This is a genomic window from Pseudomonas putida, from assembly GCF_030159595.1.
Taxonomy (GTDB): Bacteria; Pseudomonadota; Gammaproteobacteria; order Pseudomonadales; family Pseudomonadaceae; genus Aquipseudomonas; species Aquipseudomonas putida_AC.
Window position 1 is genome coordinate 224,498 of record NZ_BSKJ01000008.1, and the last position, 21,837, is coordinate 246,334.

General features: G+C 62.9%; 21 protein-coding genes. 12 read left to right on the top strand and 9 right to left on the bottom strand.

Translation table 11 applies throughout. The annotated features are described in order from the left end of the window. Positions 1-7: 7 nt before the first annotated feature. A complete protein-coding gene (locus tag QQL85_RS19075; RefSeq protein WP_284355479.1) occupies positions 8-526 on the top strand; it encodes a glycine cleavage system protein R in 519 nt (172 codons plus the stop codon). 248 nt (positions 527-774) lie between these two features. On the opposite strand, the gene rarD is transcribed toward QQL85_RS19075, so the two are convergent. The 4 genes from rarD to QQL85_RS19095 all read right to left on the bottom strand — a co-directional run bounded on the left by rarD (position 775) and on the right by QQL85_RS19095 (position 4,419). Then, the gene (gene rarD, locus QQL85_RS19080) at positions 775-1,662 is read right to left on the bottom strand and encodes an EamA family transporter RarD (RefSeq protein WP_284355480.1); all 888 of its coding nucleotides are present in this window, start codon (positions 1,660-1,662) and stop codon (positions 775-777) included. Between the two features lie 64 nt (positions 1,663-1,726). Next, entirely contained in the window at positions 1,727-2,701 is a 975-nt protein-coding gene (locus tag QQL85_RS19085) for a serine/threonine protein kinase (RefSeq protein WP_284355481.1), read from the bottom strand. 162 nt (positions 2,702-2,863) lie between these two features. Continuing rightward, positions 2,864-3,628: a TOBE domain-containing protein gene (locus QQL85_RS19090; RefSeq protein ID WP_284355545.1), complete on the bottom strand. Its 765-nt coding sequence runs from the start codon at positions 3,626-3,628 to the stop codon at positions 2,864-2,866. A gap of 59 nt (positions 3,629-3,687) precedes the next feature. Then, positions 3,688-4,419 (bottom strand): ComF family protein, encoded by a 732-nt coding sequence (locus QQL85_RS19095; protein ID WP_284355546.1) that lies wholly within the window; start codon positions 4,417-4,419, stop codon positions 3,688-3,690. Positions 4,420-4,508: 89 nt separating this feature from the next. Here QQL85_RS19095 and bioB point away from each other — a divergent pair, with 89 nt between their 5' ends. The 9 genes from bioB to QQL85_RS19140 all read left to right on the top strand — a co-directional run bounded on the left by bioB (position 4,509) and on the right by QQL85_RS19140 (position 14,845). Next, positions 4,509-5,567, top strand: a complete 1,059-nt coding sequence (gene bioB / locus QQL85_RS19100; RefSeq protein WP_016497669.1) for a biotin synthase BioB — start codon at positions 4,509-4,511, stop codon at positions 5,565-5,567. Position 5,568: 1 nt separating this feature from the next. Then, positions 5,569-6,741, top strand: a complete 1,173-nt coding sequence (bioF, locus tag QQL85_RS19105; protein ID WP_284355482.1) for an 8-amino-7-oxononanoate synthase — start codon at positions 5,569-5,571, stop codon at positions 6,739-6,741. Further along, entirely contained in the window at positions 6,734-7,465 is a 732-nt protein-coding gene (locus QQL85_RS19110; RefSeq protein ID WP_284355483.1) for an alpha/beta fold hydrolase, read from the top strand. The genes bioF and QQL85_RS19110 overlap by 8 nt, the downstream gene beginning before the upstream one ends. Next, the gene (gene bioC, locus QQL85_RS19115) at positions 7,458-8,276 is read left to right on the top strand and encodes a malonyl-ACP O-methyltransferase BioC (RefSeq protein WP_284355484.1); all 819 of its coding nucleotides are present in this window, start codon (positions 7,458-7,460) and stop codon (positions 8,274-8,276) included. The genes QQL85_RS19110 and bioC overlap by 8 nt, the downstream gene beginning before the upstream one ends. A 10-nt stretch (positions 8,277-8,286) precedes the next feature. Beyond that, on the top strand, positions 8,287-8,967 hold the full coding sequence (gene bioD, locus QQL85_RS19120) for a dethiobiotin synthase (protein ID WP_043202420.1): 681 nt from the start codon (positions 8,287-8,289) through the stop codon (positions 8,965-8,967). A 142-nt stretch (positions 8,968-9,109) separates the two neighbouring features. After that, positions 9,110-9,406, top strand: coding sequence for a pyrroloquinoline quinone biosynthesis protein PqqE (locus tag QQL85_RS19125; protein WP_284355485.1), 297 nt, complete (start codon positions 9,110-9,112; stop codon positions 9,404-9,406). A 289-nt stretch (positions 9,407-9,695) separates the two neighbouring features. After that, entirely contained in the window at positions 9,696-11,501 is a 1,806-nt protein-coding gene (locus QQL85_RS19130) for a phenylacyl-CoA dehydrogenase (protein ID WP_284355486.1), read from the top strand. A gap of 156 nt (positions 11,502-11,657) precedes the next feature. After that, positions 11,658-12,941, top strand: coding sequence for a GGDEF domain-containing protein (locus QQL85_RS19135; protein ID WP_284355487.1), 1,284 nt, complete (start codon positions 11,658-11,660; stop codon positions 12,939-12,941). Between the two features lie 125 nt (positions 12,942-13,066). Next, positions 13,067-14,845: an acyl-CoA dehydrogenase C-terminal domain-containing protein gene (locus tag QQL85_RS19140; protein WP_284355488.1), complete on the top strand. Its 1,779-nt coding sequence runs from the start codon at positions 13,067-13,069 to the stop codon at positions 14,843-14,845. 279 nt (positions 14,846-15,124) lie between these two features. Here QQL85_RS19140 and QQL85_RS19145 read toward each other — a convergent pair whose 3' ends face one another. Beyond that, positions 15,125-16,048, bottom strand: a complete 924-nt coding sequence (locus tag QQL85_RS19145) for a LysR family transcriptional regulator (protein ID WP_284355489.1) — start codon at positions 16,046-16,048, stop codon at positions 15,125-15,127. Positions 16,049-16,258: 210 nt separating this feature from the next. Here QQL85_RS19145 and QQL85_RS19150 point away from each other — a divergent pair, with 210 nt between their 5' ends. Then, on the top strand, positions 16,259-17,539 hold the full coding sequence (locus QQL85_RS19150) for an aspartate aminotransferase family protein (protein WP_284355490.1): 1,281 nt from the start codon (positions 16,259-16,261) through the stop codon (positions 17,537-17,539). A gap of 153 nt (positions 17,540-17,692) precedes the next feature. Next, positions 17,693-17,851, top strand: coding sequence for a YqaE/Pmp3 family membrane protein (locus QQL85_RS19155; RefSeq protein WP_009681539.1), 159 nt, complete (start codon positions 17,693-17,695; stop codon positions 17,849-17,851). 33 nt (positions 17,852-17,884) lie between these two features. On the opposite strand, the gene QQL85_RS19160 is transcribed toward QQL85_RS19155, so the two are convergent. Genes QQL85_RS19160 through pqqC form a run of 4 tightly spaced genes read right to left on the bottom strand, consistent with a single transcriptional unit; the run spans position 17,885 to position 21,833 of the window. After that, entirely contained in the window at positions 17,885-19,708 is a 1,824-nt protein-coding gene (locus QQL85_RS19160; protein ID WP_284355491.1) for a S9 family peptidase, read from the bottom strand. Beyond that, positions 19,674-20,834, bottom strand: a complete 1,161-nt coding sequence (pqqE, locus tag QQL85_RS19165; RefSeq protein WP_434482149.1) for a pyrroloquinoline quinone biosynthesis protein PqqE — start codon at positions 20,832-20,834, stop codon at positions 19,674-19,676. The genes QQL85_RS19160 and pqqE overlap by 35 nt, the downstream gene beginning before the upstream one ends. Continuing rightward, entirely contained in the window at positions 20,806-21,081 is a 276-nt protein-coding gene (pqqD, locus tag QQL85_RS19170; protein WP_284355492.1) for a pyrroloquinoline quinone biosynthesis peptide chaperone PqqD, read from the bottom strand. Before pqqD ends, pqqE begins: the two co-directional genes overlap by 29 nt. Beyond that, complete coding sequence (gene pqqC / locus QQL85_RS19175; protein WP_284355493.1) at positions 21,078-21,833, bottom strand: pyrroloquinoline-quinone synthase PqqC; 756 nt, start codon at positions 21,831-21,833, stop codon at positions 21,078-21,080. The genes pqqD and pqqC overlap by 4 nt, the downstream gene beginning before the upstream one ends. Positions 21,834-21,837 lie beyond the last annotated feature (4 nt).

Here is a 21,837-nt window from a genome sequence, read left to right on the forward strand (position 1 = left end):
AGGGCTTGTGGATCATCTTGTACTGACTGTCATTGCCCCTGACAAGGCCGGCCAGGTTGAGCGCATTGCCCAATGCATCGCCGACCACAGTGGCAACTGGCTGGAAAGCCGCATGTCGCGCATGGCCGGGCAGTTTGCCGGCATCCTGCGGGTGGCGGTGCCGGCTGAAAATTACGATGAGCTGGTGGCATCGCTGCAGGGATTGGCCAGGTATGACATTCGGGTGCTGATTGCCGAGAGCGGCATTGAGCCCTCTTGCACATGGAAACCGATTGCCATGGAACTGGTGGGTAACGACCGACCAGGGATCGTGCGCGACATTACTCGTTTGCTGGCTGACCTGGGGGTGAATCTGGAGCGGTTCACCACTGAGGTGCGGCCGGCTCCGATGAGCAGCGAGCCGTTGTTTCATGCAGATGCATTGCTGGCACTCCCGTTGACCCTTTCGCTGGATGAGTTGCAGCAGAAGCTGGAGAGCCTGGCAGATGACTTGATGGTGGAGTTGCAGTTGCGGGCAGAGGATTGATTCGAGATTGCCGGGGCTGCAAAGCAGCCCCCTGCGGTTATCCCGATATCAAGGGGAAGGCCCTGTGGATAACCTGGGGGTTCCCCTCTCCAGCCCAGGCCGCGCGTGCTTTACGCAGCTTTGCTCAAAAAACATCCAAATATCAGCAGCTTGTGCACAAAGCACGGGGACGAGGGTGTGGATAACCTTTGGAGATGTCTCTGCAGGCCACGCATCACATGGCCTGTAGAGTTTTGATCGTTTTTTGATCAGCTGCGCTTGCGCAAATTCAACCACGCATCGATGCTGTAAATCGCCAAACCCGCCCAAATGAACATGAACGCTACCAAGGTGCTCGACGAAAGGTGCTCATCGAACAGCAGCACCGCTTGCAGCAACACCAGGGTTGGCGCCAAGTACTGAAGGAAGCCCAAGGTGGTGTAAGGCAGGTGCCGCGCGGCAGCGTTGAAGCACACCAACGGTATCAGCGTCACCGGCCCTGCAGCCATCAGCCACAGTGCCTCGCTGCTGGCGTAGAACGCCCCTTGGGCACTCATCGCCGCCGGGTGCAGCAGCAACCAGCCGAGGGCCAGCGGCACCAGCATCCAGGTTTCCACCACCAGGCCCGGCAACGCCGCCACGGGCGCCTGTTTGCGAATCAGCCCGTAAAAACCGAAGCTCAGCGCCAGTACCAGCGACACCCACGGCAGGCTGCCCACTTGCCATACCTGTTGGGCGACACCCACGGTCGCCATGACCACCGCCAGCCATTGGAGGCGGCGCAGGCGTTCGCCAAGAATCAGCATGCCCAGCAGCACATTGATCAGCGGGTTGATGTAGTAACCCAGGCTGGCCTCGAGCATGCGGCCGTTGTTCACCGACCACACATAGGTTAGCCAGTTACCGGCGATGAGGGCCCCGCTGAGCGCCAGGATGCCTAGCCGACGCGGGTTGTCGCGCAGTTCGCGCCACCAGCCGGGGTGCTTCCACACCAGCAGCAGCAGCGAGCCGAACAGTGCCGACCAGAGCACCCGGTGGACAATGATCTCTACCGCCGGGACGCTCTGGATCGCCTTGAAGTAAAGGGGGAACAGGCCCCAGATGATGTAGGCACTGAGGCCCAGTATGTACCCGCGACGCGGGTTTGCGGCGTGCATGCAGAATCCTTGCTTAGGTAGCTAAATAAAGCGACGCCTATTGTAGACAGAGGTGGGCGCGCTTCTAGAACAATTTCAGCGGTGCTTCATCCAGTGCCGCCGTCTGTTCGCGCAGCGCGAGGATTTGGTCACCCCAGTAGCGGGGCTGGCCGAACCACGGGAAGCTGGGCGGAAACGCCGGGTCGTCCCAGCGCCGCGCCAGCCAGGCGCTGTAGTGCAACTGGCGCAGGGCGCGCAGGGGTTCGATCAGGGCCAGCTCGCGCGGGTCGAAGTCGTGGAACTCGTTGTAGCCATCGATCAGTTCTGCCAACTGCCCGAGGCGCTCCTCGCGGCTGCCGGCCAGCATCATCCACAGGTCCTGGACGGCCGGGCCCATGCGGCAGTCGTCCAGGTCGACCACATGGTAGACGTCGTCGCGGTGCATCAGGTTGCCGGGGTGCAGATCGCCATGCAGGCGGATCACATTGTGAGGGGGGCGTGCGTAGGCATCTTCGACCCGCTTGAGCAGGTCTCGGGCAACCGATTCGTAGGCAGGCAGCAGCTCTCGCGGTACGAAGTTGCCCTCCAGCAACGTGTTCAGTGACGCGTGGCCAAAGTTGTCCACCGCCAGCGCTTCTCGATGTTCGAACGGGCGGGTGGCACCGACCGCATGAAGCCGGCCGAGCAACTGACCAAGGCGGTAGAGCTGGTCGAGGTTGCCCGGCTCCGGGGCGTGGCCGCCGCGGCGGGGGAACAGGGTGAAGCGGAAGCCTTGGTGTTCGAACAAGGTGCGGCCGTCGTGCTGCATCGGCGCAACCACCGGCACTTCACAGTCGGCGAGCTCGGCGGTGAAGCTGTGTTCTTCAAGGATGGCCGCATCGCTCCAGCGGCCTGGGCGGTAGAACTTGGCGATTAGCGGCTGCGCGTCCTCGATGCCCACCTGATAGACGCGGTTCTCGTAGCTGTTCAGTGCCAGCACCCGTGCATCGCTGAGAAAGCCGATGCTTTCCACGGCGTCCAGGACCAGGTCGGGGGTGAGTGTGTCGAAGGGGTGGGACATGGTGACTCCGGGTATAGACGGCGTGGGGCCATGGTAGCGCGTTCTACCTGTGCCGGCCTCTTCGCGGGCAAGCCCGCTCCCACAAGTACAGCGCAGCCTTCAAAGTGTGCACAATTCCTGTGGGAGCGGGCTTGCCCGCGAACCGCGCTCAGCGCGGCCAGGTTATGCAGGAACCCCGATCAGCACATAGGAGGGATGGAACTGCACGCGCACCGAACAGCCAGCCGCAGTGTGCTGCCCAGCCAACCAATCCGCCTCGGCAATGGCGCACAGCGTCTGCCCGTTGCCCAGCGCCAGCCGGACCTCACCAGGCCCGTCATCCTCGGTCAGCACGTCTTCCACCGTTGCGCTCAAGCAATTGCTGCCCGCTTCGACCTCTTCCCCCTCCGCCAACAACCGCACCCACCCAGCCTTGAGCAGCGCCACCACCATCGTCCCCAGTGTCAACTCCAGCCGCGCAGTACTGTCATGCGTGATCAGCGCATCAATTTCCAGCCCGCCGCCCAATGCCAGGCTGACGCGGTCATACCGCCCCTCGCGGCGCAGGCCGCTGACCTGGCCCTGCAACTGGTTACGCGCACTGGTGCGCAGCATCAAGCGCCCAAGCAGGTCGAGGTCGCTGGATTCTTCGGCGGCTTCAAGGATTTGCGCCTGCAAGGCCTGCAGCCGCTGATACAAGCGCAGCACCCGCTCACCTTCCGGCGACAAGCGCGCACCGCCACCGCCACGGCCACCCGTGCTGCGTTCCACCAAGGGTTGGCTGGCCAGGTTGTTGAGCTCATCGATGGCATCCCAGGCAGCCTTGTAGCTGATGCCTGCTGCCTTGGCGGCGCGGGTGATCGAGCCTTGTTCGGCAATGTGCTGCAGCAGCGCGATGCGCTGGGGGCGGCGGGCGATGTGCTGGGTGAGCAGAGTGGGCAGCGGCATGAGCATCGAGTCGTTGTCGGTGAAGAACCTGAAGGTGGATTGTGTAGGACTGTGCAGTGTCATGCATACCCCGGCTTGGGCGTGCGTGCCAGGCAATACACATCCACTCGCTGCGCGCCGGCTTTGCGCAGCACTTCGGCAATGGCCTGCGCGGTGGCACTGGTGGTGACTACATCATCGACAATAGCGACATGCTTACCTGTGAAATCGCCCGTGACCGCAAACGCCTGGTACAAATTGCGCTGCCTTGCCTTGGCATCCAGCTGTTGCTGCGCTGGCGTCTCGCGCGTGCGTACCAATGACCGCTCGTCGCAAACCAGCTCAAGTTGTGAAGACAACCAACGCCCAAGCATCCCCGCTTGGTTGAACCCTCGCTCGCGCAGTCGACGCCTGGCCAAGGGCACAGGCAACAGCAAATCAGGGCGGGGCTGCCCTTCGGCAAAGCGGTGAAGCAAACCATGCCCGAGCAACTCAGCCATCAAGCGGCCCAGGGGCCACTGCCGGTTGTGTTTGAAGCGGCTGACCAGCGTATCGACCGGAAAGCCGAATTGCCAAAGCGCAAACACCTGCTCGAAGGCCGGCAGGTTGCGACAGCACTGGGCGCAGGTCAGGCCGGCCATGGGCAGCGGCAGGGCGCAGCGCAGGCAATGATCACCTAGCCAAGGCAATTCCTGTTCGCAGGCGATACACAGGGGGTAGGCCTGCTCGGCAGGCTCATCACACAACAAACACGCATGATCAATAATTGAACACTTGTAAACCGGTATTTTCCAGTGTGGTTGACAGTTCATAGGCCTTCCATGACTATGCGAGCTATCCGTGATGCGCTGGCGGGCTTTCCTGTCCCGGCGCCAGCTACAGCCTAAACAAGGAAACGCCGATGAGCGCCAGCACAACTGCAACAACACGTCACGACTGGTCCCTGGCCGAGGTCAAGGCGCTGTTCCAGCAACCGTTCAATGACCTGCTGTTCCAGGCGCAGACCGTGCACCGCGCGCATTTCGACCCGAACCGCGTGCAGGTTTCGACGCTGCTGTCGATCAAGACCGGCGCCTGCCCGGAAGATTGCAAATATTGTCCACAGTCCGGCCACTACAACACCGGGCTGGAAAAACAGAAGCTGATGGAAGTGCAGAAGGTGCTTGAAGAAGCTGCCCGTGCCAAAGCCATCGGCTCCACCCGTTTCTGCATGGGCGCGGCCTGGAAGCACCCGTCAGCCAAAGACATGCCCTATGTGCTGGAGATGGTCAAAGGCGTGAAGGCCATGGGCCTGGAAACCTGCATGACCCTCGGCAAGCTCGACCAGGAGCAAACCGCAGCCCTGGCCCAGGCGGGCCTGGACTACTACAACCATAACCTCGACACCTCGCCGGAGTTCTACGGCAGCATCATCACTACCCGCACCTACAGCGAGCGCCTGCAAACCCTGGCCTATGTGCGTGATGCCGGCATGAAGATCTGCTCTGGCGGCATCCTGGGCATGGGTGAGTCGCTGGACGACCGCGCCGGCCTGCTGATCCAACTGGCCAACCTGCCCGAGCACCCGGAGTCAGTGCCGATCAACATGCTGGTCAAGGTAGCCGGTACGCCGCTGGCCGAGGAAGAGGACGTCGACCCGTTCGACTTCATCCGCATGCTGGCCGTCGCCCGCCTGCTGATGCCCAAGTCGCATGTGCGCCTGTCCGCCGGCCGTGAGCAAATGAACGAGCAGATGCAGGCCCTGGCCTTCATGGCTGGCGCCAACTCGATCTTCTACGGCGAAAAACTGCTGACCACCGCCAACCCGCAGGCCGACAAGGACATGCAGCTGTTCGCGCGCCTGGGCATCAAGCCCGAAGCGCGTGAAGAGCATGCCGACGAAGTGCACCAGGCAGCCATCGAGCAGGCGTTGGTCGAACAGCGCAGCAGCGAGATGTTCTACAACGCTGCATCGGCCTGAGATGGCCTTCGACCTGGCGGCGCGCCTGGCCGAACGGCGCGCCGCAGACCTGTATCGGCAGCGGCCACTGCTGGAAAGCCCGCAGGGGCCGGAAGTGGTGGTCGACGGTCAGCGTTTGCTGGCCTTCTGCAGCAATGACTACCTTGGCCTGGCCAACCATCCCGAAGTGATCGCGGCCTGGCAGGCCGGGGCGGAGCGCTGGGGTGTGGGCGGTGGCGCTTCGCACCTGGTGGTCGGTCACAGCACGCCGCACCATCAGGTTGAAGAGGCGCTGGCCGAACTGACCGGGCGCCCGCGTGCGTTGCTGTTTTCCACCGGCTACATGGCCAACCTGGGCGCTATCACCGCCTTGGTAGGGCAGGGCGACACGGTGCTGCAAGACCGTCTGAACCATGCCTCACTGTTGGATGGCGGGCTGCTCAGCGGTGCTCGCTTCAACCGCTACCTGCACAACGACCCCGCCAGCCTGGCCAGCCGCCTGGAGAAGGCCGTCGGCAATACCTTGGTGGTGACCGATGGCGTGTTCAGCATGGACGGCGACTTGGCCGACCTGCCGGCGCTGGCCGATGTGGCCCGGGCGCGCGGTGCCTGGTTGATGGTCGACGACGCCCATGGCCTGGGTACCTTGGGTACGCAGGGCGGCGGTATCGTCGAGCACTTCGGCCTGGGCGTGGATGATGTGCCGGTGCTGATCGGCACGCTGGGCAAGGCCTGTGGTACGGCAGGCGCTTTTGTTGCTGGTAGCGAAGAGCTGATCGAGGCGCTGGTGCAGTTCGCCCGCCCTTACATCTACACCACCAGCCAGCCACCGGCGCTTGCCTGTGCCACGCTCAAGAGCCTGGAGCTGCTGCGTCGCGAGACTTGGCGCCGTGAGCATCTGACGGCGTTGATTCGCCAGTTCCGTGAAGGCGCGCAGCAGATCGGGCTGCAACTGATGGACAGCCCGACACCGATCCAGCCCATCGTGATCGGCGACAGCGCGCAGGCGCTGCGCCTGTCGCGCAGGCTGCGCGAGCGCGGCTTGCTGGTGACGGCCATCCGCCCAACCACCGTGCCGGCAGGCAGTGCGCGCCTGCGGGTGACCCTGAGCGCCGCGCACAGCGAAGCGCAGGTGCAGCTATTGTTGAATGCATTGGCCGAGTGTTATCCACAGTTGGAGAACGCCGATGCGTAATCGCCTTGTACTGCTGCCTGGATGGGGCTTGGGCACTGCTTCCCTGGAACCGCTGGCCGCCAGCTTGCGCGCCCAGGATGCCCGCCTGCAGGTAGAGCTGATGCCCTTGCCGGAATTGGCCGACAGCGATGTTCAGGCCTGGGTCGACCACCTGGATCGCAAGCTGCCGAACGATGTCTGGTTGGGCGGTTGGTCGCTGGGCGGCATGCTGGCCAGCGCGCTGGCGCACAAGCGCGGTGACCACTGCTGTGGCCTGCTGACCCTGGCCAGCAACCCCAGCTTCGTGGCCCGTCCGGACTGGCCGCATGGTATGGCCGAAGACACCTTCGGCACCTTCCTCGACGGCTGCCGCAGCCATACCCACGTCACGCTCAAGCGCTTCCGCACGCTGTGCAGCGATGGCGCCCAGCAACCGCGTACTTTGCTGCGGCAGCTGGGTGTCGGCGTGCCGGATACCGACCCGCTGTACCTGGCCACAGGCCTTGAAGTGCTGGCCAAGCTTGATACGCGTGAAGCCCTGCAGGCCTATGCCGGCCCGCAGTTGCATCTGTTTGCCGGTAGCGATGCACTGGTGCCGGCAGAGGCGGCAAAAGCGTTGAGCGAGTTGCTGCCCGATGTGGAGGTGGGCCTGGTCGAAGACAGTTCCCACGCATTCCTGCTGGAGTACCCGCAGGAGCTGGCGGCGGGCATCAAAAGTTTCCTGCATGAGAGTGGCGATGACTGACCTTTCCCGTCCGACTTTACCCGGCGCGTTGCCCGACAAGCGCCAGGTGGCAGCTTCGTTCTCCCGCGCTGCAGCCAGTTATGACAGCGTGGCGGCCTTGCAGCGCGCTGTCGGTCTGAGACTGCTGGAGCAGTTGCCGACTGGCTTGCAGCCGTCGCGCTGGCTGGACCTGGGCAGCGGCACTGGCCATTTCAGCCGCATCCTGGCGCAGCGTTTTACCCAGGCCAGCGGCGTGGCGGTGGATATCGCCGAAGGCATGCTGCGCCATGCCCGTCATGAACAGGGTGGGGCGCAGTATCATGTGGCGGGAGATGCCGAGCGTTTGCCGCTGCGTGAGGGCAGTGTCGACCTGGTGTTTTCCAGCCTGGCCGTGCAGTGGTGCGACCCGTTCGCCAGCGTGCTGGCAGAGGCGTCGCGAGTGCTGCGCCCGGGTGGTGTGCTGGCCTTCAGCAGCCTGTGCGTGGGTACCCTCGACGAACTGCGCGCCAGCTGGCAGGCGGTGGATGGCCTGGTGCATGTGAACCGCTTCCGCCGCTTCGAAGATTATCAACGCCTGTGTGCTGCCAGCGGCTTCGAACAACTTGAGCTGCAGCGCTGCCCGCATGTGCTGTACTACCCGGATGTGCGCAGCCTGACCCACGAACTCAAGGCGTTGGGGGCACACAACCTGAACCCTGGGCGACCTTCCGGCCTTACCGGTCGGGCGCGCATGCAGGGCCTGCTGCAGGCGTACGAGGCATTTCGCCAGCCTGCGGGGCTGCCAGCCACCTATCAAGTGGTCTATGGTGTGTTGCGCAAGCCACAGGCGTAAGGGGAGCGAGATGAGCCAGGCCTATTTCATCGCCGGTACCGATACCGATGTCGGCAAGACCACCATCGCCGCCGGGCTATTGCATGCGGCGCGCTTGCAGGGGATGAGCACGCTGGGGGCCAAGCCGGTGGCCTCTGGGTGCACGATGACGCCGAAAGGGTTGCGCAATAGTGATGCCCAGGCGCTGATCGACGAGAGCACCATCAAGCTGCCCTATGAGCAGGTCAACCCGTTTGCCTTCGAGCCAGCCATTGCCCCGCATGTGGCAGCTCGCGAGGCGGGGGTGACGCTTTCCGTGGCAGAGCTATTGGCCGCGATGCGCAATGTGCTGCAACAAAATGCCGATTTCACCTTGGTTGAAGGGGCTGGTGGCTGGCGTGTGCCGCTGTCGGGCCTGGAAAACCTGTCTGACCTTGCCGTTGCTTTGCAACTGCCGGTGATTCTGGTGGTGGGGGTGCGGCTGGGGTGCATCAGCCATGCATTGCTTAGTGCCGAGGCGATCGAGCGTGACGGGTTGCAACTGGCTGGGTGGGTGGCGAACATCATCGAGCCCCGTACTTCGCGACTCGAAGAGAACCTGGCCAGCCTGGCAGAGCGCTTGCCGGCGCCTTGCCTTGGGCGGGTGCCCAAACTGAAGCAGGCCAGTGCCGACATGGTGGCTGAGCACCTGCAACTGGATCTACTGGATTAGCCGTTTCCAGGCCCGGCCCTTTCGCGGGCATATCCAAGGCCTATTAACTGGCACCGAGCCATTAGGGATTTAAACGGGTCTTTTCAGGCCCGGCCTGCTTTAATTGAGCCTGTTCGTTATCCAGCGTCAATGGAGTCCTGACATGGAAATCACCGGTAGCTCCGCTTATTACGCGGGCTTGAGCGCAATTCAAACCGGCCAGAACCGCATCGATCAGGCCGCCGGCCAGATCGCCAACACCACTGCTGAACGTACCGCCACCAGCCAGTCCAGCGATTTTCAGGCTGAGCGCCTGCGCGCGGTCGACCGCAGCCAGCAGATGGACCTGGCCACCAGCACGGTGCAGATGGCGGTTGGCAAAACCGAAGTCGAGCTTGGCGCAAAGGTGGCCAAGGCATCCGACGAAATGCTCGGCCGGATTATCGATACCTACGCCTGATTCTCGGCGCACTCGTCAGCATTATCACCAACCCCTGTGGGAGCGGGTTTACCCGCGAATGCGTCAGCCCAGACAACATCATTTTCTGGGCGGGCCTATTCGCGGGTAAACCCGCTCCCACAAGGGCTTTTGGCATGCCATGGCATATTTGCCATTTTTCGTGGCGTAAATGGCACCATAGTCCATCCTTGACAGAATGCGGAGCTAAACGTAAGTTTCAAACAACTGTTTGATCGACGGCCGCCAAGAGCTGGTCACCCCCACAGAACTGACTCAGAGGTTCATCGCAATGCCTGATTACAAAGCCCCCTTGCGTGATATCCGCTTCGTTCGCGACGAGCTGCTCGGCTATGAGGCGCACTATCAGAGCCTGCCGGGCTGCCAGGACGCCACGCCCGACATGGTCGACGCGATCCTTGAAGAAGGCGCGAAGTTCTGTGAGCAGGTGCTGTCGCCGCTGAACCGTGTGGGTGACCAGGAAGGCTGCACCTGGAGCGAATCGGGCGTTAAAACCCCGACGGGCTTCAAAGCGGCCTATGAGCAGTTCGTCGAAGGCGGCTGGCCGAGCCTGGCCCATGACGTCGAACATGGCGGCCAAGGCCTGCCGGAGTCGCTGGGCCTGGCCCTGAGCGAAATGGTCGGTGGCTCGAACTGGTCGTGGGGCATGTACCCGGGCCTGTCGCATGGCGCGATGAACACCATCTCCGCGCACGGCACTACCGAGCAGCAGCACACTTACCTGACCAAGCTGGTGTCCGGCGAGTGGACCGGCACTATGTGCCTGACCGAGCCGCACTGCGGTACCGACCTGGGCATGCTGCGCACCAAGGCCGAGCCACAGGCTGACGGCAGCTACAAGGTGTCGGGTACCAAGATCTTCATTTCGGCCGGTGAACACGACATGGCCGACAACATCGTCCATATCGTCCTGGCCCGACTGCCGGACGCACCGGCCGGCACCAAAGGCATTTCGCTGTTCATCGTGCCGAAGTTCCTGCCTAACGCCGAAGGCGGTGTGGGCGAGCGCAACGGCGTGAGCTGCGGTTCCATCGAACACAAGATGGGTATCCACGGTAACGCCACCTGCGTGATGAACTTCGATGCGGCCACCGGCTACCTGATCGGCCCGGCCAACAAAGGCCTGAACTGCATGTTCACCTTCATGAACACTGCTCGCCTGGGTACCGCGCTGCAGGGCCTGGCCCACGCCGAGGTCGCGTTCCAGGGGGGGCTGAAGTACGCCCGTGAGCGCCTGCAGATGCGCTCCCTGACTGGCCCGAAAGCGCCGGACAAGGCCGCTGATCCGATCATCGTCCACCCGGACGTGCGTCGCATGTTGCTGACCATGAAGGCCTTCGCCGAAGGCAACCGCGCGATGGTGTACTTCACCGCCAAGCAGGTAGACATCGTCAAGTACAGCCAGGACGAAGAAGAGCGCAAGAAGGCCGATGCCCTGTTGGCATTCCTGACCCCGATCGCCAAGGCGTTCATGACCGAGGTCGGTTTCGAAGCGGCTAACCATGGTGTGCAGATCTACGGTGGCCATGGCTTCATCGCCGAATGGGGCATGGAGCAGAACGTGCGTGACAGCCGTATCTCCATGCTGTACGAAGGCACCACCGGTATTCAGGCCCTCGACCTGCTCGGCCGTAAAGTGCTGATGACCCAGGGCGAAGCATTGAAGGGCTTCACCAAGATCGTGCACAAGTTCTGCCAGGCGCAAGAAGGCAATGACGCGGTCAAAGAGTTCGTCGAGCCGCTGGCGGCAATCAACAAGGAGTGGGGCGAGCTGACCATGAAAGTGGGCATGGCCGCCATGAAGGACCGCGAAGAAGTGGGTGCGGCCTCGGTGGACTACCTGATGTACTCCGGCTACGCCTGCCTGGCCTACTTCTGGGCCGACATCGCCCGCCTGGCGGCCGAGAAGCTGGCAGCCGGCACCAGCGAAGAGGCGTTCTACACCGCCAAGTTGCAGACGGCGCGCTTCTACTTCCAGCGTATTCTGCCGCGTACCCGTACCCATGTGGCGACCATGCTGTCGGGTGCCAACAACCTGATGGCGATGGACGAAGAAAACTTCGGTCTGTCGTACTGATCCACCGGTTGTACCGAAAACCCGCCTGCCTTCCCGGCAGGCGGGTTTTTCGCATCTGGGGCCATTCAATCCAGCCGCAAATTCAACTGTTCATGTGCACTGCCGATGAAGTAAGGGCACAATGCCACTATTGATCTGCCGGGTTGGAGATTACCCTTGTTTCGTTTTAATGCTGTTCGCGCAAGCCACTTTCTGCCATCGCTGTTTCTTTTGCTGGCTGGGCTCGCTGCGGCGTATGTGAGAGACCTCAGTGTCTTCTTCACTTCGCTGTTCAATGTCCTGCCTACCTTGGTTCTGCTGCTGGGCGGCGCCTACTGCGCGGTATACCGCCGTCAGCGTGAGCTGTTTCTGATGCTCACGGTGTACATCGCCTACTTCCTGCTTGACACCCAGACTGACTTCTACCGTGACCATGGTCGTGTGCGCGAGGACGCTGCGGTGACTTTCCATCTGGTGTGCCTGTTGCTGCCAGCGCTGTTCGGCTTGTATGGCGCCTGGCAGGAACGTACCCACCTGCTGCAGGACCTGGTTGCCCGCGGCGCTGTGCTGTTCGCCGTGGGCAGCGTGGCGGTGGCCCTCGAACAAAGCTACCCGCAAGCGCTGCTGACCTGGTTGGCGGAGATCCGCTGGCCGGCCTTGCATGGCCAGTGGATGAGCCTGATCCAGATGGTCTACCCACTGTTCCTCGTGGTGTTCATCCTGCTGGTGGTGCAATACCTGCGTGCGCCCAGGCCACTGCATGCTGCGCAGGTGACCGGCCTGTTGGGCATTTTCTGGATGCTGCCGCAAACCTTCATCCTGCCATTCACCCTTAACATCATGTGCAGCCAGGTGATGTTGATGATCGCAGCAGCAGTGGCGCACGAGGCCTACCAGATGGCCTTCCGCGACGAGCTGACCGGCCTGCCGGGGCGCCGCGCGCTGAACGAACGCATGCAACGCCTGGGGCGCAACTATGTGATTGCCATGACCGATGTCGACCACTTCAAGAAATTCAACGATACCCATGGCCACGACGTGGGTGACCAGGTGTTGCGCTTGGTGGCCAGCCGTTTGTCCAAGGTGACCGGCGGCGGCCGGGCCTATCGTTATGGCGGCGAGGAGTTCGCCCTGGTGTTCGCTGGCAAGACAGCCGAGGAGTGCGTGCCTCATGTGGAAGCCGTGCGCGAGGTAATCGCCAACTATGAGATGCACCTGCGCGATCAGTACAACCGTCCGCAGGACGATTCGGCCGGGCGACAACGCCGGGCGGGCAGCAGTGGCGGCACGGTATCGGTCACCATCAGTATCGGCGTGGCCGAGCGCCAGACCGATCATCGCAACCCCGAGGCGGTACTGAAATCTGCCGACCAGGCGCTGTACAGCGCCAAAGGCGCGGGGCGCAATTGTGTCATGGTGCATGGGCAACAATCGCAGCGAGGGGCCGTACGCACTGCGTGACCAGGGAGTACCATGCGGTCAGTTGATGACCCTATGTCTCGTAAAAGTTGTTCGGTTACACTGCCTGTAACCCCTGTGTCGCGGTTTCCCCGAGACCGCCCCGACCCGACTAGCGAGAGGTTGTCATGGCTGACTATAAAGCGCCCCTGCGCGACATGCGCTTCGTACTGAATGAAGTCTTCAACGTGGCCGAGCAGTGGGCGCAGTTGCCCGGGCTGGCCGAGGTTGTCGATGCCGACACTGCCATGGCTGTGCTGGAAGAAGCCGGCAAGGTCACCGCCAAGTCCATCGCGCCGCTCAGCCGCGCCGCCGATGAAGAAGGTTGCCACTGGGACAACGGCGCAGTGCGTACCCCCGCCGGTTTCATCGAGGCCTACAACACCTACGCCGAAGGCGGTTGGGTCGGCGTGGGCGGCGACCCGCTGTTCGGCGGCATGGGTATGCCCAAGGCCATCTCGGCCCAGGTCGAGGAAATGGTCAACGCCTCCAGCCTGGCCTTTGGCTTGTACCCGATGTTGACCGCTGGCGCCTGCCTGTCGATCAATGCCCACGCCAGCGAAGCGCTGAAGGAAAAGTACCTGCCGAACATGTATGCGGGTGTGTGGGCGGGCTCCATGTGCCTGACCGAACCACATGCCGGTACAGACCTGGGCATCATCCGCACCAAGGCCGAGCCTCAGGCAGATGGCAGCTACAAGGTCAGCGGCACCAAGATTTTCATTACGGGTGGCGAGCACGACCTGACCGAGAACATCATCCACCTGGTGCTGGCCAAGCTGCCGGACGCACCGGCGGGGCCGAAAGGTATTTCGCTGTTCCTGGTGCCGAAGTTTCTGGTCAACGAAGATGGCAGCCTCGGTGCACGCAACCCGGCCACTTGCGGTTCGATCGAACACAAGATGGGCATCCAGGCCTCGGCTACCTGCGTGATGAACTTCGACGAAGCAGTCGGCTATATCGTCGGTGAGCCGAACAAGGGCCTGGCGGCCATGTTCACCATGATGAACTACGAGCGCCTGGGTGTTGGTATCCAGGGCCTGGCCTCGGCCGAACGCTCCTACCAGAACGCTGTGGAATACGCCCGCGACCGCCTGCAGAGCCGCGCTCCGACCGGCCCACAGTCCAAGGACAAGGCTGCCGACCCGATCATCGTCCACCCGGACGTGCGCCGCATGCTGTTGACCATGAAGGCGCAGATCGAGGGCGGCCGCGCCTTCTCCACCTATGTGGCCATGCAGCTGGACAGTGCCAAGTACAGCGAAGACGCCGCCACGCGCAAACGCAGCGAAGAGTTGGTGGCGCTGTTGACGCCGGTGGCCAAGGCCTTCCTCACCGACCTGGGCCTGGAGTGCACAGTGCACGGCCAGCAGGTGTTCGGCGGGCATGGCTACATTCGTGAATGGGGGCAGGAGCAGTTGGTGCGTGATGTGCGCATCACGCAGATCTACGAAGGCACCAACGGCATCCAGGCCCTCGACCTGATGGGGCGCAAGGTGGTGGCCAGCGGTGGCGCGTACTACCGGCTGTTCTCCGACGAGATTCGCCAGTTCATTGCCAGTGCGGGTAGCGAGCTGGACGCATTTGCCAAGCCGTTGGCGGCCAGCCTCGACCAGCTCGACGGTTTGACCGAGTGGGTGCTGGAGCAGGCCAAGGGTAACCCGAATGAAATTGGTGCGGCTTCGGTCGAGTACCTGCATGCCTTTGGTTATGTGGCCTATGCCTACATGTGGGCACTGATGGCGCGGGCAGCCAAGGCGGGAGAGGGGGACGAGGCGTTCTACGCGGGCAAGCTGGGCACGGCGCGGTTCTACTTTGCGCGGCTGCTGCCACGGGTGGATTCGCTGGTGGCTTCGGTGAAGGCGGGGAGTGAGTCGCTGTACCTGCTGGATGCCGAGCAGTTCTGACATATTTTTGGGGGCTCAGCGGCCCCCATTTTTCGGTATGTCTGGGAATGAATCCCCTTTGTAAGCTTTTTCCTACACGACGTGGTGACTTTTCACCACTGTTCTCAGATTGGATCCACGGTTAATCTTTACCACATGGACGTTGCGCAGGAAGCGCAAAGGACAGATCAAGGACGACGACGAAGGACCACCTGCCAGGACGGCGGGGCGATACGGATGTCACAGGGAAACAGTCTGGGAAACCCCGCTTCGGCGGGGTTTTCTTTGTGCGCGTGTTTTTTAGCCCAGCACATCCAGCGGTGACGCCCCCAGCAGGCGGGCGTCCGTCTCTTCCTCCAGCAGCGTGCGCAGCAGCTCCACAGAGGCTTGCTGACGCTGGGCATCGCGGAACACCAAGCCAACCTTCAGCGGCACCCGTGGCTCGCTCAATGGCTTCCACAGCAGGCCCTGGTCATCTTCGGCCGCTTCCTTGGCCCGCCCCGGCAGGATAGTTGCCAGTGCAGTGTGCGACAGGCTGTCGAGAATCCCCGCCATATTGTTCATCTCTGCCTGAACCTGCGGTCGACGGCCCTGGCTGGCCAGTTGCGCCTGCCATATCTGACGGATCTGGAACTCCTCGCCCAGCATCAGCATGGGCAACTCGGCGGCCTGTCGGATGGACACCTTCTTGAAGTCCTTCAGGGGATGGGTATCGGGTATGACCAGTTGCAGCTCATCTTCGTACAGCAACAGGCCATGCAGCCCGGGCTGGCGCGGCGGCAGGTAGCTGATGCCGATGTCCAGGCTGCCGTTGAGCAGGCGCCTTTCGATCTCCAACCCCGACAACTCGTAGATCTGCACGACAAGGTGCGGCTGGGCCTTGCGTAGCCGCTCGAGCAGTTGTGGCACCAGGCTCGGTCGCACGGTCTGCAGCACGCCGATGGCCAAGGTGCGCAGCGACTGGCCCTTGAAGTTACGCATGGCTTCGTGGGCGCGCTGTAGGCCGTCGAGCAATGGCAAGGCGTGGTTGTACAGGGTATGGGCAGCCAAGGTGGGCAGCAGGCGCTTGTTGCTGCGCTCGAACAGGCTCAAATCAAGGCTGTGCTCCAGCTGTCGGATCTGCTGGGAGAGTGCCGGCTGGGACAGTGACAGGCGTTCTGCAGCGCGGCCCACATGGCCTTCTTCATACACCGCGACGAAATAACGCAGTTGGCGGAAATCCATAAGTAACACTTATCGAAAATGCTGGAAAAACGAAATGGTCGAAAACCCTCGCGAAGCCTAGTCTATCGCCGTATTCCAACGGGTTACAGCGATGAATCGGTCGATTGTTACCCCGGATGAAAAACACTTTTGATAGGCAAGGCAAAATATCGAGTGCCGGCACCAAGACCGCACCGTTGCCACCCTTTACCGTGATTGGTTGGAGCCCTGATGAACCTGTTCAACTTGCGCCGCTCGGCCCCTGCCGCTGTCGCCGAGCCCAAGCGTGCGCCGGTGATCGTGCCGCAAGCTTCCGAGTTGTCGCGTGAGCGCCTGATGCCAAGCGCCGAACGGGCCGAGCAGGTGTTCGTGCGTGGCCAGGGTTCCTGGTTGTGGGACAACGCAGGGCACGCCTATCTGGACTTCACCCAGGGTGGTGCCGTCAACAGCCTGGGCCACAGCCCCAGCGTGCTGGTGAAAGCGCTGAGCAACCAGGCCCAGGCGTTGATCAACCCGGGGTCGGGCTTTCATAGCCGAGGCTTGCTGGGACTGGTCAATCGCTTGTGCCAGAGTACCGACAGTGACCAGGCCTACTTGCTCAACAGCGGTGCCGAGGCCTGCGAAGGTGCAATCAAGCTGGCGCGCAAGTGGGGCCAGCTGCACCGCAACGGCGCCTATCACATCATCACGGCCAGCCAAGCCTGCCACGGCCGCAGCCTGGGCGCGTTGTCGGCCTCCGATCCGCTGCCGTGCAACCGGTGCGAGCCTGGTCTGCCGGGCTTCAGCAAGGTGCCTTTCAATGACCTTGCCGCACTGCATGCCACAGTAGATTCGCGGACAGTGGCCATCATGCTTGAGCCAATCCAGGGCGAGGCAGGTGTCATCCCTGCCACCCAGGAATACTTGAAGGGCGTGGAAACACTGTGCCGTGAACTGGGCATTCTGCTGATCCTCGATGAGGTGCAAACCGGCATTGGCCGCTGTGGTGCGCTGCTTGCTGAAGAAACCTATGGCGTGCGCGCCGACATCATCACGCTGGGCAAGGGCTTAGGGGGTGGTGTACCGCTGGCCGCCTTGTTGGCCCGGGGCACGGCGTGCTGCGCTGAGCCCGGCGAACTGGAAGGCAGCCATCACGGCAACGCGCTGATGTGCGCCGCCGGCCTGGCGGTGCTGGACGCCGTGCTGGAGCCTGGCTTTTTCACCCAGGTGCAGGACAACGGCTGTCACCTGCGTGAAGGCCTGAGCCGGCTGGCCGGGCGTTATGGCCAAGGGCAAGTGCGCGGGCAAGGCCTGCTGTGGGCGTTGCAACTCAAAGAAAACCTGGCCCGCGAACTGGTGGCTGCGGCCCTTCACGAAGGCCTGCTGCTCAATGCGCCGCAAGCGGATGTGGTGCGCTTTTCGCCGGCGCTGACCGTGAGCAAGGGCAATATCGACGAAATGTTGCTGCGCCTGGCCCGTGCCTTCGCCCGCCTGCACGCCCAGCAGAAGGCCCGCCGCGAAGTGCCGGCGTGACTGTGTAGCAACACTGAGAATTCAACGAACCGTCTGGCGTTCCTGCGCATCGCCCCTGGCCTGTTTCATTCGGCCCGGGGCGTTTTTTTTTGCTTGTGGAACCTCCAAGACGGGCGGCTAGTCTGTGAAGTAACCCTTTCAGGAGAGACTCGCATGGACTTTATTCGCATCATCATCGCCATCATCCTGCCGCCGCTGGGCGTGTTCTTGCAGGTGGGGTTTGGCGGGGCGTTCTGGCTGAATATTCTGCTGACCTTGCTGGGCTACATTCCGGGGATCGTGCATGCGGTGTACATCATCGCCAAACGGTGAGGTTTTCTGGGGCCGCAAAGCGGCCCCAGAATTTCAGCCTTTCAACACCCGGCAATAGAACTTCCACTCTTCTTCCAGCGCATGTGCCAGGTTCTCTGCCTTGCGGAACCCATGTCGCTCGCCCGCATAGAAGTGCCCTTCAGCCTCGATCCCGTTGGCCTGCAACGCCGCGAGCATCGAGCGCGTCTGTTCCGGCACCACCACCGCGTCCAGCTCACCCTGGAAGAAAATCACCGGCACCTTTATCTGCCCCGCATGCAGCAGCGGTGTGCGCTGGCGGTAGCGCTCGGCATCCTGCTGCGGGTCGCCGATCAGCCAGTCCAGGTAGTCCCCTTCGAACTTGTGCGTGGCACGGCCCAGGGCAACCGGATCGCTGACTCCGTACAAGCTGGCTCCCGCGCGGAATACGTCGTGGAAGGCCAAGGCACAGAGGGTGGTGTAGCCACCTGCGCTACCACCGCGGATGAACGCTTTGTGCTTGTCGATCAAGCCTTGAGCCGCCAGGTATTCGACCGCTGCGCAGGCATCGACCACATCGCTTTCACCCCAACGCAGGTGAAGTGCCTGGCGGTAGTCCCGACCGTAGCCGGTGCTGCCCCGGTAGTTCAGGTCGGCCACGGCAAAGCCGCGCTGGGTCCAGTACTGGATGCGTGGTTCGAGCACTGGATAACAGGCCGAGGTCGGCCCGCCGTGGATGAACACCACCAGCGGCGTGGCGCCTTGCGCGAGCGCTGCCGGGTAGAAGAAACCATGGGCGCGCTTGCCGTCACTGCCATAGTGGATCGACTGCGGCAGGCTGATCTGCGCTGCCGGCAGCATCTCGGCGCCACCCGCCAGCACGCGTACTGCGTGGTTGCGGCGGTCGATGGCAATCACTGCCGGTGGGCTGATGGGCGAGGCGGCAATGGCATAGAGGTGTTCGGCATCCATGGCGAGGCTGCGAAACCGTGTATAGGCACTGGCGAAGCGCTCAATGCGGCCATCGGCGCTACGCAGCCCCAATTGCCCGAAACCCTCCTCGAACCAGCTGGCCAGGTAGCTTTGCGCTCCCAGTGCCAACCAAGTGCAGGTACCCAGTTGCCAGGGCGCAGCAGCATGGTCCGCAGGCTTGGCGGGCAATGCCTGCCAGTGGCCATCGACTTCGCCCCAGGGCTGCCAGAAGCCATTGCGGTCGGACAGGCAGTACAGCCGCCCTTCGCCATCGAAACGTGGCTGCTGCAGCGACTCGTCAGCGCTGGCGATACACTGCGCCAGCCCCCATTGGCCACTGTGGTCGCGTGCGCGGCACATCAATCGGGTGAAGGTCCAGGGCTGTGCCGGGCGGTCCCATTCGATCCAGGCCAAACGCTGGCCGTCGGCGCTCACAGTGGGGGCCGCGTAGAAGTCGGCGCCCTCGGCCAGTACTTCGCGGCTGCTTTCACCCAACGCGACCAGGCGATGCTCCACCTGCTCGGCATGGCGTTCCTCGACGGCCAGCACCTGGCCATCGTGCCACTGCACATCGCCGTAGCGGCAGTTGGCATCCTGGCTCAGCGCACGCGGTAGCGGGTCGTCCAGCCGCTGTGTGTAGACCTGCTGGTCCTTTTCGTTGACGAACACCAGCCCATCGCCACCCAGGCAGAAGCTGCCACCGCCATACTCGTAGACCCGGCTGCGTACGCTGAAGCCATCCGGCGTCAGGCAGCGGGCTTGGTAACACAGCCAGTGCCAGATACGGCAAGCACCATCAGCTGGGCGAAATTCGAGCCAGAACAGCCCGTCGGCACCGACTTTGAGTTCGGCGAAGTCAGTGCCGGCGGCAACCGCCTGGACTGCGCTGAATTCAGCCGCGGGCGATGACACGTGAGTTTCGATCATTGCGGAAGGTCATCTGTTCGATGGCGAGCTGGGCGGTTTCCGCTTCCTCGCGGGCCTTGAGGATGATGCCGTGGTCGGCCGACTTGGCGCAGACCGGATCGGCGTTGCTGGCATCGCCGGTCAGCATGAAAGCCTGGCAGCGGCAGCCGCCGAAGTCCTTTTCCTTTTCATCGCAGGAGCGACACGGTTCACGCATCCACTCGTAACCACGGAAGCGGTTGAAGCCGAACGACTCGTACCAGATATGGTGCAGGTCGTGGTCGCGTACATTGGGGAACTGCACCGGCAGCTGGCGGGCGCCGTGGCAGGGCAGCGCGGTGCCGTCCGGGGTGATGGTGAGGAACAGGTTGCCCCAACCATTCATGCAGGCCTTGGGGCGCTCTTCGTAGTAGTCCGGGGTGACGAAGATCAGCTTGCACGGGTTGCCCTCGGCCTTGAGCTTGTCCCGGTACTCATTGGTGATGCGTTCGGCACGCTCCAGCTGCGCACGGGTCGGCAGCAGGCCCAGGCGGTTGAGGTGCGCCCAACCGTAGAACTGGCAGGTGGCAAGCTCGACGAAGTCGGCCTCCAGGGCGATGCACAGCTCGATGATGCGGTCGATCTTGTCGATGTTGTGCCGGTGGGTGACGAAGTTGAGCACCATCGGGTAACCGTGGGCCTTTACCGCACGGGCCATCTCCAGCTTTTGCGCAAAGGCCTTCTTCGAGCCGGCCAGCAGGTTGTTCACCTGCTCGTCGCTGGCCTGGAAGCTGATCTGGATATGGTCCAGCCCGGCCTTCTTGAAGTCGGCGATACGCGCCTCGGTCAGGCCGATGCCCGAGGTGATCAGGTTGGTGTAGTAACCCAGGCGGCGGGCTTCGCCGATCAGCTCGGCAAGGTCCTGGCGCACCAACGGCTCACCGCCTGAAAAGCCGATTTGCGCGGCGCCCATTTCCCGTGCTTCGGCCATCACCTTGAACCACTGTTCGGTGCTCAGCTCCTGGCCCTGGGCGGCGAAGTCCAGCGGGTTGGAGCAGTACGGGCACTGCAGCGGGCAGCGATAGGTGAGCTCGGCCAGCAGCCACAGCGGCAGGCCGACCTCGGGCGTGGGCGGCAATTCAGGCGAGGACGATCCAGTGTTCGGCACGGGCCACCTCCATGAACTGCTCGATGTCGTCGGCCACTTCCGGGACATCAGGGAATTGCTGTTCGAGTTCGCTGATGATCGCTGCCACATCACGCTGGCCGTCGATCAAGCCGCCAATCAGGCTGGCACTGTCGTTGAGCTTGATCATGCCCTCGGGGTACAGCAGCACATGACCCTTTTGCGCCGGCTCGTACTGGAAGCGGTAGCCGGGGCGCCAGTTCGGTACTTGATTGCGGTCGAAAGTCATAGGGTGATCCCCTTGTGCCACACCCGGTCCTGGGTGACGGAGTGGTAGGGCGGGCGGTTCAGCTCGTAAGCCATGCTCATGGCGTCGAGCATGCTCCAGAGGATATCCAGCTTGAATTGCAGGATCTCCAGCATACGCTCCTGGCCCGCGCGGGTGGTGTAGTGCTGCAGGGTAATTGCCAGTCCATGCTCCACATCACGCCGGGCCTGGCCCAGGCGAGTGCGGAAGTACTCGTAGCCGGCCGGGTCGATCCAGGGGTAGTGCTGTGGCCAGCTGTCCAGGCGCGACTGGTGGATGTGCGGGGCGAACAGTTCGGTCAGTGAGCTGCTGGCTGCTTCCTGCCAGCAGGCGCGGCGGGCGAAGTTGACATAGGCGTCGACGGCAAAGCGTACACCTGGCAGTACCAGCTCCTGGGAGCGCAGCTGGTCCGGGTCCAGGCCGACGGCCTGGCCCAGGCGCAGCCAGGCTTCGATGCCACCGTCCTCGCCGGGTGCGCCATCGTGGTCGAGCAGGCGCTGGATCCACTCGCGGCGCACTTCGCGGTCCGGGCAGTTGGCCAGGATCGCGGCATCCTTCATCGGGATGTTGACCTGGTAATAGAAGCGGTTGGCAACCCAACCCTGGATCTGCTCGCGGGTGGCGTGGCCCTGGTACATCGCCACATGGTACGGGTGATGAATGTGGTAGTAGGCGCCCTTGGCGCGCAGGGCCTGCTCGAATTCGGCAGGGGACATTGGCAGTGCGTCGCTCATCGGG